Source organism: Pseudoalteromonas ardens (assembly GCF_030125445.1).
GTDB classification, from domain to species: Bacteria; Pseudomonadota; Gammaproteobacteria; order Enterobacterales; family Alteromonadaceae; genus Pseudoalteromonas; species Pseudoalteromonas ardens.
Genome location: NZ_JASJUV010000004.1, coordinates 144,970 through 162,276, shown reverse-complemented (window position 1 = coordinate 162,276; position 17,307 = coordinate 144,970). Strand labels below are relative to the sequence as shown.

Annotated in this window: 17 protein-coding genes; 5 read left to right on the top strand and 12 right to left on the bottom strand. The window is 48.7% G+C overall.

The features are described from left to right. The first annotated feature begins 210 nt into the window (after nt 1-210). The 3 genes from QNM19_RS14465 to QNM19_RS14455 all read left to right on the top strand — a co-directional run bounded on the left by QNM19_RS14465 (nt 211) and on the right by QNM19_RS14455 (nt 3,131). Complete coding sequence (locus QNM19_RS14465; protein WP_284026843.1) at nt 211-1,074, top strand: DMT family transporter; 864 nt, start codon at nt 211-213, stop codon at nt 1,072-1,074. Next, a complete protein-coding gene (locus QNM19_RS14460; RefSeq protein WP_049864989.1) occupies nt 1,071-1,793 on the top strand; it encodes a glycerophosphodiester phosphodiesterase in 723 nt (240 codons plus the stop codon). Before QNM19_RS14465 ends, QNM19_RS14460 begins: the two co-directional genes overlap by 4 nt. 120 nt (nt 1,794-1,913) lie before the next feature. Continuing rightward, nucleotides 1,914-3,131 (top strand): methyl-accepting chemotaxis protein, encoded by a 1,218-nt coding sequence (locus QNM19_RS14455; protein WP_284026842.1) that lies wholly within the window; start codon nt 1,914-1,916, stop codon nt 3,129-3,131. A gap of 20 nt (nt 3,132-3,151) precedes the next feature. Here QNM19_RS14455 and epmA read toward each other — a convergent pair whose 3' ends face one another. After that, the gene (gene epmA / locus QNM19_RS14450) at nt 3,152-4,150 is read right to left on the bottom strand and encodes an elongation factor P--(R)-beta-lysine ligase (RefSeq protein WP_049864990.1); all 999 of its coding nucleotides are present in this window, start codon (nt 4,148-4,150) and stop codon (nt 3,152-3,154) included. 104 nt (nt 4,151-4,254) lie between these two features. Beyond that, the gene (gene efp, locus QNM19_RS14445; RefSeq protein ID WP_010383714.1) at nt 4,255-4,821 is read right to left on the bottom strand and encodes an elongation factor P; all 567 of its coding nucleotides are present in this window, start codon (nt 4,819-4,821) and stop codon (nt 4,255-4,257) included. Between the two features lie 41 nt (nt 4,822-4,862). On the opposite strand from efp, the gene epmB reads away from it, so the two are divergent. After that, nucleotides 4,863-5,882 carry an EF-P beta-lysylation protein EpmB gene (epmB, locus tag QNM19_RS14440; protein ID WP_049864991.1) on the top strand — a complete coding sequence of 340 codons (1,020 nt, stop codon included), beginning with the start codon at nt 4,863-4,865 and terminating at the stop codon, nt 5,880-5,882. Nucleotides 5,883-5,937: 55 nt separating this feature from the next. On the opposite strand, the gene QNM19_RS14435 is transcribed toward epmB, so the two are convergent. Beyond that, nucleotides 5,938-6,135: a hypothetical protein gene (locus tag QNM19_RS14435; RefSeq protein ID WP_040644570.1), complete on the bottom strand. Its 198-nt coding sequence runs from the start codon at nt 6,133-6,135 to the stop codon at nt 5,938-5,940. A gap of 72 nt (nt 6,136-6,207) precedes the next feature. On the opposite strand from QNM19_RS14435, the gene QNM19_RS14430 reads away from it, so the two are divergent. Then, nucleotides 6,208-6,501, top strand: coding sequence for a hypothetical protein (locus tag QNM19_RS14430; protein WP_010383718.1), 294 nt, complete (start codon nt 6,208-6,210; stop codon nt 6,499-6,501). A 261-nt stretch (nt 6,502-6,762) separates the two neighbouring features. On the opposite strand, the gene QNM19_RS14425 is transcribed toward QNM19_RS14430, so the two are convergent. The 9 genes from QNM19_RS14425 to QNM19_RS14385 form a co-directional block, all read right to left on the bottom strand. Further along, entirely contained in the window at nt 6,763-7,248 is a 486-nt protein-coding gene (locus QNM19_RS14425; protein ID WP_049864992.1) for a DUF3016 domain-containing protein, read from the bottom strand. A 159-nt stretch (nt 7,249-7,407) separates the two neighbouring features. After that, the gene (locus tag QNM19_RS14420) at nt 7,408-10,464 is read right to left on the bottom strand and encodes an efflux RND transporter permease subunit (RefSeq protein WP_284026841.1); all 3,057 of its coding nucleotides are present in this window, start codon (nt 10,462-10,464) and stop codon (nt 7,408-7,410) included. After that, nucleotides 10,461-11,528 (bottom strand): efflux RND transporter periplasmic adaptor subunit, encoded by a 1,068-nt coding sequence (locus QNM19_RS14415; RefSeq protein WP_049865764.1) that lies wholly within the window; start codon nt 11,526-11,528, stop codon nt 10,461-10,463. Before QNM19_RS14415 ends, QNM19_RS14420 begins: the two co-directional genes overlap by 4 nt. 12 nt (nt 11,529-11,540) lie before the next feature. Further along, a complete protein-coding gene (locus tag QNM19_RS14410) occupies nt 11,541-12,230 on the bottom strand; it encodes a DUF3313 family protein (protein ID WP_049865763.1) in 690 nt (229 codons plus the stop codon). Between the two features lie 322 nt (nt 12,231-12,552). After that, entirely contained in the window at nt 12,553-14,463 is a 1,911-nt protein-coding gene (locus tag QNM19_RS14405; RefSeq protein ID WP_049865768.1) for a flavin monoamine oxidase family protein, read from the bottom strand. A gap of 687 nt (nt 14,464-15,150) precedes the next feature. Further along, on the bottom strand, nt 15,151-15,420 hold the full coding sequence (locus tag QNM19_RS14400) for a hypothetical protein (protein WP_228553276.1): 270 nt from the start codon (nt 15,418-15,420) through the stop codon (nt 15,151-15,153). A 53-nt stretch (nt 15,421-15,473) separates the two neighbouring features. Beyond that, nucleotides 15,474-16,112, bottom strand: coding sequence for a hypothetical protein (locus QNM19_RS14395; protein ID WP_049865762.1), 639 nt, complete (start codon nt 16,110-16,112; stop codon nt 15,474-15,476). Nucleotides 16,113-16,180: 68 nt separating this feature from the next. Then, nucleotides 16,181-16,870, bottom strand: a complete 690-nt coding sequence (locus QNM19_RS14390) for a PspA/IM30 family protein (RefSeq protein WP_010383728.1) — start codon at nt 16,868-16,870, stop codon at nt 16,181-16,183. A 15-nt stretch (nt 16,871-16,885) separates the two neighbouring features. Further along, nucleotides 16,886-17,299 (bottom strand): DUF2170 family protein, encoded by a 414-nt coding sequence (locus QNM19_RS14385; RefSeq protein WP_010383729.1) that lies wholly within the window; start codon nt 17,297-17,299, stop codon nt 16,886-16,888. Between the last annotated feature and the right edge of the window lie 8 nt (nt 17,300-17,307).

Sequence of the window (17,307 nt, the reverse complement as noted above, 5' to 3'; positions counted from 1 at the left end):
GAACTACTAGTATAGTATTAATTTTATGCTAGCCGAAAGCAAAATCTAATCCATCTGACATTACACGAGATTACACCTCATCCTTTACGCTTAAAAAATCACTGTAAGGCAAGCCGTTCCAACGTACCGGCTCACTCTCTGCGACTGTCACAAAGCTTTAGCGACAACCACCTAACATGATAAGCTAATGAAAAACATATCGAGTTCGCTATGCGTCCCGAACAATCCTCCCTCATTAATTTGCATCTGGCAGTGCTACTATTTGGTGGTACCGCGTTATTCTCCAAGTTAATCTCTCTCTCTGCACTGGACATCACCGTGTATCGCACTGCCATCGCCTTTATCACTCTGGCATGCATTCTCAAATTTAAAGGCAGTGTATTCAAACTCAGAGCACGCAAAGACTACGCCATTGTCATACTGTTAGGTGTCTGTGTCGGGCTACATTGGGTGACTTACTTTGCCGCGATGCAAATGGCTGGGATAGCTGTCGGGGTCATTGCCTTTTTTACTTACCCGGTGATCACTGTGCTGCTTGAGCCGCTCTTTTTCAAAAGCAACATTAAGCGCAAAGATATCTTTACGGCAGCGGTGGTGATATGTGGTATTTATTTACTGGTGCCGAACAGCGATCCGGGTAATCAAATCACTTTGGGCATCATAACGGGGGTGTTTTCCGGGGCACTTTTTGCACTCAGAAACTTACTCCAGAAGAAGCTTTTTTCCAGCTATGGCGGGCCACATACCATGTTTTATCAAACCCTGATTGCCGGTCTCATGCTATGTGCCTTTGTTGAAGTCCCCCCTTCAGATTTAAGTACTGAAAACCTGTTCCTGATTGTCCTGGCTGGGTGTGTTTTTACTGCCATTCCCCACGCGTTATTTGCGTCCTGTTTGCGTTACTTATCAGCCACTACCGCGGGACTGATTTCTTGCTTACAGCCCTTGTATGCGACCGTGTTGGCTTATATGCTGTTGGCAGAAACCATAACACTTACCACGCTGGCAGGGGGCATACTGGTTGTCAGTGCAGCCTGCTATGAGACGTGGTCGATCACAAGGAATAAGCTATGATCCAGGTTTTTGCACACCGAGGTGCCAGTGGAAATTACCCCGAAAACTCGCTCAGCGCCATTCAGGCAGCACTGGAAGTGGGCGTCGACGGCATTGAACTCGATGTGCAAAGTTGTCTGGATGATTACGCCATTATTCATGATACCTGGCTGGATCGCACCACCAACGGCCGGGGCAAGGTTAACGAAACCAGCCGTGCACAGCTATCTCATTTGAGACTCAGTAATAACGAGTCCGTACCGACACTACAACAAGTGCTGGATACCATCGGCCAACAAGCCACCATTAACCTGGAGCTCAAACATACCTTCAGCCTGGATAAGTTTGTTGCCACCATAGAAGACAATGTACAACGTGGTGTAATAGCCCGTCATCAGCTGCTCCTGTCCTCCTTTGACCATCATCAGTTATTATGGCTCAAACAAAAGCTCCCCTGGGTCAGGATCGGGGCGCTGACCGCCTCCATTCCACTTACATTTGCCCAGTTTGCCCAGCAACTTCATGCCGAAAGCATCCATATGGATAAAAACTTCATTAACCATGAATTTGTTCAGGATGCCAAACAACGCGGCCTTAAAGTCCTGGCTTACACAGTCGATAAAGCAAAAGACATTGAATTAATGTTAGATTATGGCGTTGATGGCATATTCAGTAACTACCCCTGTTACGCAAAAATGGTCGTGCAGCAACAACTCAACCAGGCATCAGACGTCGATTGACAGGGCTGACCATATGCTAGATTATGCCGCTTGCTAAAATAAATTGCTTAACCTGTAAACAGTTGCACCTGCCAGGTTTACTCTATACTGTATGCTAAACGGCACAGTGAAGAGCCTAATATGAGTTTGTACATGCGCATCTATAATTTGATCGAAGAATCTTTGTTCTTCACCCTGACCCGCAAGATTTTTGGCAATCTGGGGTTTTTGTTAGTTTTTCAAATCATCACGTTAGTGTGGCTCCACAGTGAACTAGCTGAGCACAGCGACTCTACCGGGGTTTTCTGGTTACTGGCTTTGATATCGGTAGGCGCCTTTATCTTCACCTTTTTCTACATGCGCTACCTAATTGTTCGCCCTGTACAGGCTATGCGCGACACACTAGAACAGATCAACCGCCAGGACGGCGATCTTACTGCCAGATTGCCGCAGTTCACGTATGACGAATTCCGTGACCTCAGTGAGCAATACAACACCTTTACTCAGCATCTGAGTGAATTACTGGCTGCCACCTATCAAAGTGCCGAAGCGGCAAACCGCAGTAATCAGCAGGTCACCGACTCCATGAAGCAAACCGCTTTGCTGGGTGGTCAGCAAATAGATCAGGGCGACACCATTATCGCAGCCAGCGATCAGGTTACGCATAGCCTGCAAAGCATAGTGCACAACACCGATCAGGTGTATCAGGCCAATACGGAAAGTTTGCATTTTGTTCGTGGCTCTTCACAATCATTGAGCACGCTGGTTAAAGAGGTTCAGCAAATTACCCACTTGTTGGGCAGCTTTTCGTCCACTGTCGCCGGATTGAAAGAAAACAGCGAGAACATCCGCAGTATTTTGAAAATGGTCGAGGAGTTCTCCGATCAGACCAACTTGTTAGCACTCAATGCCGCCATCGAAGCAGCGCGGGCTGGAGAAGCGGGTCGCGGTTTTGCTGTGGTGGCCGATGAAGTGCGCAATCTGTCGGTTAAAGTCAACGATGCCACCCGTCAGATCAGTGACTTTATTAACCAAATGGATGTGTTAGTGGGCGAAACCCATCAAGAGTCGGAGCAGTTGATAGATCATTCCAGCTCTGCCGAACAGGCGATTCGCACCACCTCTCAGGGGTTTGCCGATATGTCTGAGGACTTTGAGCGCAACCAGTCACAGTTGGAAGAAATTGTCAGTGCTGTTCATCAGCTTGAGTCGACTCAGCAGCACACCCACGAGTCAGTACACCGCATTGTCGAGCTCGGCCAATCTGCCAAATCACAGATTGATGCAGCACTACAGGATTGTCAGGATGCACAGCAGCGCTCCACTCAAACCCAACAGGAACTCAAACGCTTCGTCTGAGGACCTGTTTGGGCCCCGGCTTACGCCCTGTCGACGTCAAATGCTATCACTTCTTTAAGCTGTTTCTTTCCGGTCGCCAGCATCACCAGGCGATCGACCCCTAACGCAACGCCGGCACAAGCCGGTAACCCCTGTGCCAACGCAGCCAAAAAGCGCGGATCTTTGGCCACAGGGGCCAGCCCCATCGCTATGCGCTGCGCATTGTCCTCATCAAAACGGGCACTTTGTTCAACGTCGTCGGTTAGTTCGTTAAAGCCATTGGCCAACTCCATACCACGATAATAGAGCTCAAACCGCCCGGCGACTCTGGGATCTTTATCATTGAGTTGCGCCAGCGCAGCCTGAGAAGCAGGAAAATGATAGACAAAACAGGGCGCCTGCTGGCCAATCAAAGGTTCAATCTCCATGCAAAACAGCAATTGCAGCAGCGTATCACGATGTTGCTCTTGCTCAGCAACGTGCGCATGGCCACGCTGGCTGGCCAATTGCCTCAATTCCTCCATCGAGGCACTCAGCGGGTCCAGGCCCAGATGGGTAATAAAGGCCTGCTGATAGCTCAATGACTCGGCTTCAGGGCAATCCAGGATAGCCTGCATCAAGTCATTGACTTCCGCCATGAGCGCAAACTCATCGAACCCGGGTCGATACCATTCCAGCATCGTAAACTCAGGGTTGTGATGTCGGCCTGATTCTTCATTACGAAAGGCTTTACCAATCTGGTATATTGCGCCACTGCCCGCCGCTAATAAACGCTTCATAGCAAACTCAGGTGAGGTTTGCAGATATAAAGGGGTGCCAGTGGCGTGACCCGGGCCGACAAAGGTGGTTGCGAACGACGCAAGGTGTACATCCGTCACCGAGGCTTGTGACAGACTGGGGGTTTCGACTTCCAATACCTCACGCTCAGCAAAGAAAGTGCGAATTTTAGCGAGGATCCCGGCACGCTGACGCAAAGTATCAATACTGGCACTGGGTGCCCAAACGATATCAGAGGCCGGATCGGGCGCTGAATGACTCATAATAACTCCAGACAAAAAATCCCGGCAAAGGCCGGGATCTGTAGGTGACTTGTCAGTCCCAGTCCGCTTAATTTAAGCGCGGCCAGGCCATAAAGTACATTCGCTTACTTTACACGACTCACGTATTCACCGCTGCGCGTATCTACTTTAATCACTTCACCAATTTGTACGAACAGAGGTACACGTACCACAGCACCTGTGCTCAGTGTCGCTGGTTTACCACCGGTACCCGCAGTGTCGCCTTTCAGGCCAGGATCTGTTTCTGTGATTTCCAGTTCTACGAAGTTAGGTGGTGTGACGGCAATTGGGTTACCGTTCCAAAGCGTGATAGTACATACATCATTTTCAACCAACCATTTTACCGCTTCGCCCAGTGCTTTTTCATCTGCAGCAATCTGCTCAAAGGTTTCGTTGTTCATAAAGTGCCAGAACTCACCATCTGTGTACAGATAAGCCAGATCTGTGTCCATGACGTCCGCACCTTCAACCGATTCACCAGACTTAAAAGTTTTCTCTAAAACTTTACCTGAGATCAGCTTACGGATCTTAACACGGTTAAACGCCTGGCCCTTACCGGGCTTGACCACTTCATTTTCCAGGATGGAGCAAGGCTCTCCATCGATCATAATTTTTAGGCCGCCCTTGAATTCGTTGGTGCTATAATTCGCCATCGTATCCTCTAATCTTTGTATTTCGAGTAATAAACCCGCTAATGATACAAATAAATGAAGTAAATTTGCAGACTAACTGGCAAAAAGAATTGGCGAATGTCGTCACCAGTGCGGATGAGCTACTTAAGCTGGTTGGCCTGGAGAGTCATTTTAGTGAACAGGATTTAGCCGCTAAACGTTTGTTTCCACTAAGAGTTCCGCGCCCCTTCATCGCTAAAATGCGTTATGGGGATGCGCAGGATCCCTTACTGCTGCAAGTGCTCCCTCAGCATCAGGAATTCCTCGCCAAAGCCGGTTTTAACAAAGATCCGCTCGACGAACAGCAGGCTGCGCTGCCTGGACTGCTGCACAAGTACCGCTCCAGAGTGCTGTTAATGCTAAAAACCGGCTGTGCAGTAAACTGCCGTTACTGCTTTCGTCGCCATTTTCCGTATCAGGATAATCAACTCAACAAACGCTCTTTGCAGGCTGTTTTCGATTATCTGAATGCACACCCTGAGATCAATGAGGTCATTTTAAGTGGTGGCGATCCGCTGATGGCCAAAGATGACATGCTTGCCTGGCTGCTCGAGCAACTCAGTGATATTCCCCACCTGACACGCCTGAGAATACACACCCGATTACCTGTGGTGATCCCGGCCAGAGTGACAGATACACTGTGCGAAATACTGAGTCATAGTCGCCTGAAACCCGTGCTGGTCAACCACATAAATCATGCCAATGAAATAGATGTGCACTTTTCTGCGGCCATGAAAAAGCTGCGACGCGCCGGGGTGATGTTGTTAAACCAGGCAGTCTTATTGAAAGGAATTAACGACACTCTGGATGCACAACAAGCACTGAGTGAAGCGCTATTTAGCGCGGATGTATTACCTTACTACCTGCATGTGCTGGATAAAGTGGAAGGTGCGAGTCACTTTGATGTGACGGAGCAAACCGCTATTGCGCTAATGCATGACTTGCTCGAAACGCTCCCCGGGTTTTTGGTACCCAAATTGGTAAGAGAAATCGGCGGCGAACCAAGTAAGACGCCGATTGATTTGGGACTGAGCCCAGCCTGATACTGCATATAAGCAAAATGCTTACATATTCAAGTCGGGCGCAATCTATCAGCGCCTACACGTAGACGTTGATATTGTTGCCCATAGTGGCCGTGGTTGATTTTGCTGGTGCTGAATTACCAGCAGACTCAATTAAGGCCAGGGCGGCTTGTCCATCTGCTTTTTGCTGCTTTTTGGCTAGCTGCGCGCTCATTACTTCGCCGCTTTGCCCCGTCCCAGACATAGCAGGTAGGTTACTTCCGGATATATTCATAAGCTTATACCTGACAAGATTGATGGATCCAAGTACAATATCGGCCAATTCCCGTAAGTCTTTAGGAAAAATATGCAAGCCGTTATCGAAAAGCTGAATGAAAATCTAAAACTCGTTTACCGTCAAGCACTTGATGCCGATAAAAAATTAGACGAACTACAGCAGCAAGGTCACGGAAAATTCCAGGCGCTATTTCCTGAAGACGCTGGCTTTGATTTTGCCGCCAAACGTTTCAAGCCTTACGTGCTTGATGTTGCAGCGGACGTCGAAGCATTGGGTCAGGCGCAGCAGCTGGACGAGGCGCAACTGAAAAAGGCAGTCTTCAAGCTACAACAGCTTATCCAGTTACTTGCGACTTTCAAGTAATACCAATTTGCTTAATTAAGTATGCTATTTTTAGGCGAAAAAATAGGGGCGATAACACCGCTCCCGCGTCCAGCTATCGCTGAGGCACCTACATCCATATAGACGAGGCAAAAATTTGCGAACTTATACCTTAGGTAAAGGCTCCAAATGAGAAATTTTTAACGCCGTTAGTGTCATATTTGCTCCTTCAAATAGAACAGATATTAAGTGAAAGTGGTATAACTACCACCAGCCGGGCATTTAAGCCCGGCAACGGTAGCATCACCCTTGCTCTTTTGCGGCAATTTCATTTTTGTACCAAGCACTTAACAGCCGTTTATCATAGTAAAATTCGCTGTCTCGTCCCGTTCGCACCCGATCCATAAACGACAAGTCTTTGAGCACCTTCTCCTGCGCCTGTGCCACAACCGCGCCGTTATTATCGGTTAGCGTATAGCTTATCTTAAGGCGTGGGAAGAAAATGGGCTTCACAATACGAATATCATGCATGCTAAAGCGCACATCTCCCGCCAGATCTATATCATCAAAGGTGATATTTAGCTGATAACCATCGGGTGTCTTGGCCATCAATTTACTCAGATGCTTTTCAAACTGTGAGGCAATCCGTTTGTGATAGCCCGCTTTGCTCTCATTGGCCGGAACCACATCACGATAATCATTAAAGTCTCGCCACGTCACATTCGCTTCTCCTGCCAGCGCTGCCAACGGACTCAAGCAAACTAACGTAATTACATGTAAACATTTCATGGTCTTCTCCTCACGATTGCCAACCCATCTGCGGTCGCATTGATACATTCAACCTCTAAATAGTCTGCATTTTTTGCTGAACGCGCAATGAAAGGTAACATTTGACGACAAATTGATACCAATCCACCGACTTTAGCGGACTGGTATCTATCTCGTGCGTTACGACTTCACCGAAATTCGATACAACAGCGCATATAACACGGGCACAACGCCTAATGTCAGTATAGTTGAAAACAACAAACCACCCATAATGGCCAGTGCCATGGGCTCCCACATTTCTCCTCCGCCCAGGTAAAGAGGTACCAAACCCAGCACAGTCGTGGCTGTGGTGAGCAGAATGGGGCGCATACGCTGTTGCGCGGCCTGAATAATAGCCAGAACCGGGTCGTCTCCCTGATCCAACTCGTACTTAATCCGCTCCAGTAATACAATGGCGTTGTTAATCACGATGCCAGCCAGAGAGATGATCCCCAGTAAGGTCATAAAGCCAAAGAATGACTGCCCAATCAACAACCCGGCAACCACCCCAATAAAGCCCAGAGGGACAGTTGTCAGGACAATGGCCGACTTACGCAGTGAATTGAACTGGCCCACCAACAAAATCACGATAATGAAGATCGCAATGGGCATTTTCTCAGCAATAGACTGGTTTGCTTTACCAGAAGATTCAGCTTCACCACCCAGCTCATAGCTGTAACCAAACGGCCAGGACTTTTGTTGCTCCTCTAGCCAGGGTTTAAGTTTAGAAAAGCCTTCGTCAGCGGTGATACCGTCCAGCTGGGCGCCCACCGTGACCGACTTCAGACGGTCGCGCCGCAAAATCTGAGCGTTTTCCCACACCACTTCGATATCTGCTACCTGTTTCAGCGGCACCGATTTACCTGAAGCCTGAGAATATACCACCATGGCTTCCAGCTTACCGATATCCTGTCTGTCAGCTGCCACCGAGCGTAGAGTGACCGGAATAAGCTCATCCCCTTCCCGAAAGCGGGTGAGCTCCAGGCCACTGAGCCCGGTTTGTAGTGAACTTGCAATGTCTTTGCTGGAAACACCTGCACGTCGCGCGCGAGTCTGATTGATTTTGATCTGTAGTTTCTTGATGGGTAAGCCCCAATCATCGCTCACTGCTTTCAATCCTGGCGTGTCACGCATTTGTGCTTTAAGTTGATTGACCAGTCCCGTCAGCACGTCGATATCACTGCCAGATAAGCGTACTTCAACCGGGTTATCGATGGGGGAGCCGTTTTCTATCTTACGCTGCTTGATGAGCAAATCGGGGTGGCGCTGTAATGCATATGTCTCGATTTTTGCCATCAGCTCATCTATATGTCGGTATGAGGTGGTCGAGACTATCATCAAGGCATAGTTTGAGCTTGCCGGTTCCGGCGTATGCGTCAACAGGAACCTGGGACCACCATTACCCACATACGACACCCAATCGGTGACCCCTTGCTCGCGTGTTTCGTTGACTTTCAGGTCGCGGAGCAAAAAGGCTTCCATGTCTTTAACCATAGCTTCAGTCGCACTCAGGCGCGTGCCAATAGGTAACTCCAGCTCAACTTTAAAGTAGTCTCGATCAGAAGGCGGGAAAAACAACTTAGGCACCAACTGCAACCCCTGCAATGCCAGGAAAAACATCAATACACACCCAGCAAGGGTCATCCAGCGGTGCTTAATCAGTCCCATCAGGATCTGCTTATAAGTTAAATAGATGCCCGCATCATAATTGGCAGCCTGAGATTTAACCCGGGTAAACAACACACACAGCATGGGGATCATGGTCATTGCCAGTAACCAGGAGCACAGTAAAGTGATGGTCACCACTTTGAACAGGGATGCGGTGTATTCTCCCGTGGCGGATTCCGCCAGAAAAATAGGTAAAAACGCGGCACCAGTGGTTAGCGAAGACACCAACAATGGCACTTTTAGCTCATCTGCGGAATCAACCGCAGCCTCTACCGCGGACTTGCCTCGCTCCATCTGCACCATGATGCTTTCTGACATCACAATCCCGTTATCAACCAGCATGCCCAGTGCAATGATCAGAGCTGCCAGCGAGATCTGATCGATGCTGATGTCAAAAAAGGACATCGCCAGTATGCCGAACACCATGCTCATTGGGATCAGGCTGGCGACTATCAACCCAGTTCGTAAGCCCAAACTGAACAGCATCACCACGGTCACCACCAGTACCGCCTGGATCAGGTTCGACACAAAATCATCAACCTTTTGCTCAACCTCTCGCGGCAGAAATGACAGGAGCTTAAAGTCCACCCCTATCGGGTAAACAGACTCAAGATAATGGATCGCATCGAGCACCTGCTCACCCAACAGCAGGTTATTACCGCCGTGGCGCATAGAAATGGCTATCGTCATCCCTTCTTCATTGGCCACTCGCACCTTGACCTTAGCCGGGTCGACATAATCACGGTACACCCGGGCAATATCGCTGAGCAGGATCACCTGCTCTGATCCTGTGATATTAATGATGGTACCCGCGATGTCTTCCACCGATTCAAAATTACCACTGGGCTCAAGCGCCAGCGTTTCATCATCAATAAAAATGGAGCCGCCCGGATTAACGATATTGCGGGCTGCCAGCTGATCTTTCAGTTGCCCGGGCGAAATCCCAAGCGATGCCAGTTTGGCGTTTTCAAATTCAATAAAGACACGCTGCTCCTGAGCACCAAAAATATCGACCTTTGCGGCTTCCGGCAGCCTCAGCAGCTCATCTCTGACCTGCTCGGCCACTTCTTCCATCTCACGATAGGAGTAACCTTCCGCAGTCAACCCGATAACAACACCAAACACATCACCAAATTCATCGTTAACTATGGGTTTTTGCGCATCACTGGGGAGGTCGTTTTCGACGGTTTCAATCTTACGGCGCAAGTTATCCCAGATAGGCCGCATTTCCTTATAGCTTTCTTTGATATTAACACTGACGATCGAGACACCGGTTTTAGAGGTACTTTTAACAAAGTCCAGCTCCGGAATTTGCTGCACAACCTTTTCAATTTTATCGGTAACCAGTTCTTCAACTCGCTGTGGGCTTGCACCGGGAAAGTAAGTAACAACCTGTGCGGTTCTGATAATAAAGCCAGGATCATAGTCTTTAGGCATCTTATTGAACGCCACGATGCCGAAAAACACCAGGGCAAAAATCAAAACCCAGGTTGTGCGATTATTCTCTAATGCTAATCGGGTGATGTTCACTCACGACCTCCCTGAAATTTCACAACCTGCTGATCGGTCACTTTACTCATACCTGCGGTGACCACGTGTGCGCCAGCTGTCACACCAGAGATCACTGGAAAGCCCAGCGAAGAAACCTCTCCAATCTGCACGGGCGTTTTGGTCACTTTACCTTTGCCGTCACCAAGTGAGGTGACTGTCCACACATAGTGGCCGTTTTCGTCTTTAAGCACCGTAGATAAAGGCAGATACAGGCGGGATAATGCTTCACTGGGTGCACTGGCCATGACTTTGGCCGTCATACCCGGCAAAATGTTATATCCGGGAGGAGGCAGCATGCCAAGCGTGACCTCATAGGTTTTTGTCACCTCATCGGCCTGGGTACTGACCTCTACAAATGTCAGTTCAAAGCGTTTACCCTCAATCGCCGCAAATTCAGCAAATACCTGCTTCGGTGTTTCTTTGCTGACGTGGATCATAATACTTTCCGGCACATTTACCTTGAGATTAATATGCTCGATGTCCTGTAAAGTCGCCACGACTTGCTTGGCCTGCACTTCTTCGAATTGTTCAACATGTGTGCGTGCAACAATCCCCGAGAAAGACGCCCTGAGCTGGGTATAGTTCAGGTTGTTTCTGGCATTGGCCAGCTTAGTTTTGGCACTGGCAAATTGAGATTTAAGAAGATCATAATCTGACTGACTGATGGTCCCGGTCACAATCAGTTGCTCACCCCGCTTAAAGTCTGCTTCTGCTTTTTCAAAAGCCGCTTGCGCCTCCTCCACCGCCAGTTTGTAGTCAGTGTCATCTATCTTTGCTATCACGTCTCCTTGCGTCACTTCCTGACCTTGTTTCACACTCAAGTGCGTCAGTTCTCCAGACACTTTGAACGACAGATCAGCAGTGCTGGCTGCATCCACCACAGCCGGAAACTCCTGGAGCGGCCCAAAATTATTGACACTGAGCTCAATTGTTCTCACTGGCCGCAGATGTGGTGCTTTCTCAGCCGTGGTTTGTGGCTCAGAGCACGCGGACAGGACAGTCGCCATAACAACGGCTAAAAGGAAGGTGTGCTTTCTTATCATAGGTGATCACCACTATATCGTTTTTGATTTACTGATTGCTGTAACAAAGTTGTCTATCCAGATGTCGAGTACGGCTTTTACAGCCTGGGCATTTTCATCGCCGCTTTGCTTTACGACTGACTCCACCGCTTTGTGGGCAGACATCATTAAAACAGGCTCCTGACTTTCCCCCAGATAAAACATGCTTTCCAGTGAAACTGACGTCACAACCTCCGATTGCTCGGTTGCCATCAGGTAGGCACTTTTGCCAGCACTATATACCAGGCGAACAGGAATAAAGTCGCGTATTTCCATTTCAGTCGGTGCAAACTCAATTTGCGTAAACGCACCGCGGATCGTCAGTACGTCCGGGCCAAGCTGCTGCGGTTTCGCAAGCAAAACCTGATAGTGCACAGAAAGCTTTTGTTGGAGCTGAGCCTGCATATAAATACTTAGCTTGGCTAAATCCGCCGGGCTAAGCGATACTTTGGCTTCTTCATTGAGTTGCAGCCACACTTCAAAATGCGGCAAATAAATGGTGCGCACCTGTTTCAGGGCACCATTTTTAAGTTGTTCCGATACGTACAACGCGGTATCGGGATACGTATCAGAGGGTTTTAAACGCTGATAATCGGGTAAAAACCCGGAGCGTGTTGTCTGTTGGGTGCTGGCGCAACCGGTAATGAACAGGGCCAGGATAGCCCAGATCGCAATGTGACGCATCGCCAAGTCTCCATTTGATATTCAGTCTGTACTTAATACATCAGTCCCGCGCAACAGTCTGATCTAAGGTGTTAAATGATGTTTTCACAGCTGGGTCATAAGCCTCTTTTAAAAATAGCAGCCTTTTGCCTGTGTGTGGCAACAATTACCAATAATGGTTCAAATTATCGCACCACTATTCCTTATCCGGGGACAAGGGATGTGGCACAGCCTTTAGTCACTTCTGTAGTCCTCACAATACGCAAAGCGCGAACCCAAAGTCCGGGACCCTATGCCTCATCCATCTGGGTTCGCGCAGCCATATTACGAATGGGAATGCCAGTTAAACGCCTTCAACGATCAAACGCGTATCAGGTAAACATGCCAGATGCGGGATCGCCAAATCCGGACGCTCCATGCGATTGAGTGCATTTAGCGCCGCTGCAATGGCGCCCTCCTGCCAACCAGGTAAAGACGAAAGCTGATCACCAACGATGAAGAAATTGGGTTGTGTTTCAGTGCCGTCTGCCGCTTTCACCGCACTGCCCTGCGCCAATACATTAAAATGATGCACAGCCTGATCGCCGACTACATGCCACTGTGCCCAGCCGCCTTTGATATATGGCATATTTTGCCAGGCAATCGCCAGACCATGTTCCAGACCATCCCCAAATGCCTGACCGAACAATTTCGCGCCTTCACGCGCTTTGTCCAGTCGCGCCTGAACCGGCAACTTACCCCACTCATAGGCAATTTCAGAGAAGTTATAGGCTCCGGTAAGTACGCCTTTTTGGTCATGGTAGGCCGTGGAGGGGTACCAAATCTGTGTAATATCGTTGTCCGTCCAGGAGATCCCACCAAAAATAGGCACTACACCAATTTCAGAATCCGGCACACTCAACACGTCGACGTTAGCACAATCATCATGCACTTCTTTAACCTGACTACCCTGCCATAAATAACGATCGGCCTGCCAACCCACTTTGGTCGTACATGCCAGGAACTTAGCCTTGTAGCCGCCATGGTCATCGACAAACTGAGACTGATACACAGCCTGTAATGCCGATTTGAATTCACTGTTGAGGCCCACCTGACTGTTTGGATCCTGAAGCGCTTCTGACAAGATCTCTTTTAAGAAAGGTATGGCCATGTTACTGAAGCAGTAATCCGCATATACAACGTCAAGATCGTCAGTGCCTACTTTCGCGATAGAAATCGCAAACTGCTGACGCGATGTATCCCAGTCAATCTGTTTTACAGGACTGTTCAACAAAATGGTGCCACCCAGAGCAGCTACTTGCTGGGCAAAGGCATGCTGTACCTGATCCATCCCACCGACTGGCTGAAACAGCGTCGACTGCCAGAGGAAATCAACGGGCTGATAAAAACGTGTTTTGTCCCAAAACTCAGAGCCCAGTAAACTGTCGAAACTCAAAGGCTCCGCAATCGTTCCGGCATCCACGCCAGGCAGCTCTGTGTAACCCGCGCGAGAACGGCCATTCTCCATGCCATCTTCACCCGCTGTCACGACGTATTTACCCTCATTGGGACCGCTAGGTACCAGCTCCCCAAAACTGATCATTAACTCTCTCAGTTGTTGGGCACGACGCTCAATATCCTGTGCGCCCACGCCACATTCAGTGGTTTTGATCAGCTGCTCAGCATTTTCAAACACCATCTGAGCCAGCCACCCCCGGGTATTGTGATCAAGACGGCGATAAACCAGCGGCAAACCCGCAAAGCTATCTGACATCTGCACTAAGTTAGACTCGCTGTTCATGACATAGACCTCCACATCCACACTGAATTGCTTCAAATAAGACAGCAGGCGTTTGTGGCTGGAGGGAATGCGGCCAGGACCCGCATTGAGATAAGGTTCTGCATCGCCTTGTGGTCTGTCAAAGCGCACCACCTGTGGCTGGCCGGGTTTGGAATGAAACAGCTGACTGTCAACATCTTCAATTAAGGTATCCCCGGTGCGCAGGCTCAAACAACGTCCCCCGGTGCGGTTTTGTGCTTCCAGTACCGTTACTTCCATACCTGACTGTTGCGCTAACAATTCATAAGCCGTCGTCAGGCCGGATACACCCGCGCCAATGATCACCGCTTTCTTGCCCTGATATTTGTGTTTGGTCAGGGTCACCGGACCCGGTGTGACTTTAAGCTGCTGATTGGTCGCGTCATCGAGCGCGGCATGGGCTCTGGCTTTGGGGTGCTGTTGAAAAAAACGTGCGCGTGATTGGTGTTCTGCCATGAGTTGCTCCTTAATAAACACCTGCTCCAGGCCAACTCGATACATACAACGGCAAGGTTACACTGTCGCTCCGCTGAGAGACGACCTGGAGGTCTGGAAAAATAATTTATCCCTACTACCCACAGACTCCAGTAAGGGTGACTAGCCGTGTCGCCCAGGCTGACATATTGCTAAAGGCCTGGTAACGATCACGGCTTAGTAACTCTAGTCCAGTCCGCTCAGTTCTGCTCACTCAACAGGAGAATAACTTGCCACGAGCGGCGACCAACAATATGAAGAATGCTATTTAAAATTGGCCATTTGTCGCTATAGCCCTGCCAATATGGCCATATCTATATCAGCCAAAATTGAAAGACCTATCAAACTAGCCGATTAAAATGGAATGTGCGTCGCGTTATCGTGCAGGCCCGTCAGGCAAGGATATTGAGCTTTGGCTAATACGCTGTGGTAGGTATGATTTTGTTGGGTCTATTGGTAAGTGCACTGTTTGTGTCACTGTGTAGAATGGAATCTATCCCGGCCTATGTGCATGACTCCTGCCTGCTATCAGAGCCTGCCATGCCTTTTTCGGTGTCCTGCAGTTTGTGGCCGTGTTTGTTTTTACTCACTGCGTCCTCAAAGCACAGCAGGCAAACCCTTGACGCATCAAACATAGCAACACAACAAACCAGCCCAGACGCGTTTAGGCTAAGTGCCCTGCGCGTCTGTATAGCGATTGATCAGTAAACTGGCAACCTGTTGCTTAACCGCACGCTTATCGTCCGGGTCAACGCCAAAGCGCTGAGCCAATAAAGCAATTTCTTCATCGGTGAGATTAAACGACAGACGTTGCCTGGTTTTTTTCGATTTAACTTCTAAATCCAAAATCTTGCGGATCATATCCGACGGCGTTAACTCTTCATCTATCGCCTGCTTCTTCAAACTTTTCTGAACTTCTGTCGTTAAGTCAAAGGCCATTTGGGTGGCCCGCAACGCCCGTTCCTGACGTTGCCATTTGGCTTGTTTATCCGTCACGAGTCTGCTCCGGGAAACAACTCTACAATATCACTGAGCGGTCGGGTAAGCGTCAGGGAAACTTCTGTCTCACCTCCGTCCCAGACTTCAATATTGATACTGTGTTTCTCATCAGGCGATATCAGCGCTATTACCTCACAGACAGCGCCACTTTCGTCCTGATAACGTGGCAATGTACGTCCCCGATAGTCCTGTTCATAATAATAAGCCACATAAGGGGCTTCACTTTGCTGATAACTCTGTCCCAGAAAGCGCTCAAAAGCCGCCGGCTTTGAGTGTGTTTCGAGCTGTGTCAGGGATTCTTCATCGAAGATCCGGGCAAACTCATCGAGGGTAAATATCGCATCCACATCATCACGCTGGATCTTCACCGAAAAGTTAGCAAACTCTTCACCATCATCCTGCTCAATCTGCAAAAAAACCGCTTTACCAGACTCTGACTCCAGCACAAACTCATAGTCTGCACTGTGCTGGTATTGATATGTCTGCACTGTGGTGACCTTGAGTGTCTGGCCTTTTAGCCAGTCAGGATAAGCAAATGAATCAATCACTGTCAGCATATCGCCGACACGCAGATCGCGGGCATGATCAAGTTGGCGCTCAGGGGCCTTCTTAGATTTGAAAAAACCAAACATAACTCACCTTTTAGAAATTAGAGCAAGCAAAAAAGGAGGCCAGGCCTCCTTTTTTCACTTCGGCCACATTACTTTGCTTGTTTAGCCTTAATGCGGTCCAGAATATCATTGCTCTTTTGGGTTGTACCTATGCCCGCTTCTGCCATCTTGGCTTTCAGATCGGCACCTGTTTCAGCGGCTTCCAGCTCTTTGGCAGCGGCCAGCTGATCTTGTCTGTCCAGCTGACGTTGCTTAATACGCTCCAGAGACTGACGTGCATTGACCATAGATGACTCATTGGTATTGAGTGTGCTGTTTACCGCCATCGTGGCTTTTTGCACGCTTTCCGTGGTTTTCACCATGGTCAGTTGGCGTTGGTTTTCTTTGATCGACTTTTCTGCATCCTTCACCTGCTGCTTGAGCAGAATCACATGCTTAGTAAAACCATCCAGCACTTGCTGATGCTCTTCTTTCTCTGTTTCAAATTCACCAATTTTCTCGGCAATTTCTACCGCCAGTGCCTCATTGCCCTGTTGCAATGCCTGACCTGCATAGTCTTCATGCTCGGCAATGCTCTCATCCAGTGCAGCCAACTTACGTTTGGTTTGCATTTCTTTCGCCATCACTTCGGTCAGGCTTTTCTTGGCTTTCGCCAGTGCGTTTTTCGCATCAGCAATTTCTTGCTCAAAAATACGGATGCCGTTGGCATCGACAATCGACTCACCCACTTCACGGGCACCACCACGCACTGCGGTAAATAATTTCTTTAAGATACTCATCTCACTTCTCCACTATTAATCTTTTAAATACACAGTCACAGCGTCCAGGGCTTCGATGGCATTGTCTGCCAACGTGACCAGTTCGTGCGTTATCTCATCGATGGAGGAGGAAACTGCCAGTGCACCAAAGATAGCGTACTGTTCATCAATTTTAGCAAACGCACTCAAAGGGATCGGCACATTGAGTTTTAACAATGCTTCATTTAACTCGTTCAATAACTCAGGCTTCACTTCATTTTCATTAAACAGGTAGCTGATACACACTAACTGCTCTTCGGTCTGAGTGACAAAGATCGGTAATTCGTCATTTCCCTCAACAATCACTTGTAATACATCCTGCTCACCTTCATTCGCGATCAGGAAGGATTCGAAGTTAGCACCTTCAGTTTCAAATGATGCCAATTTGATTGATAACTCGTTTAATTCCATCTTTCTTT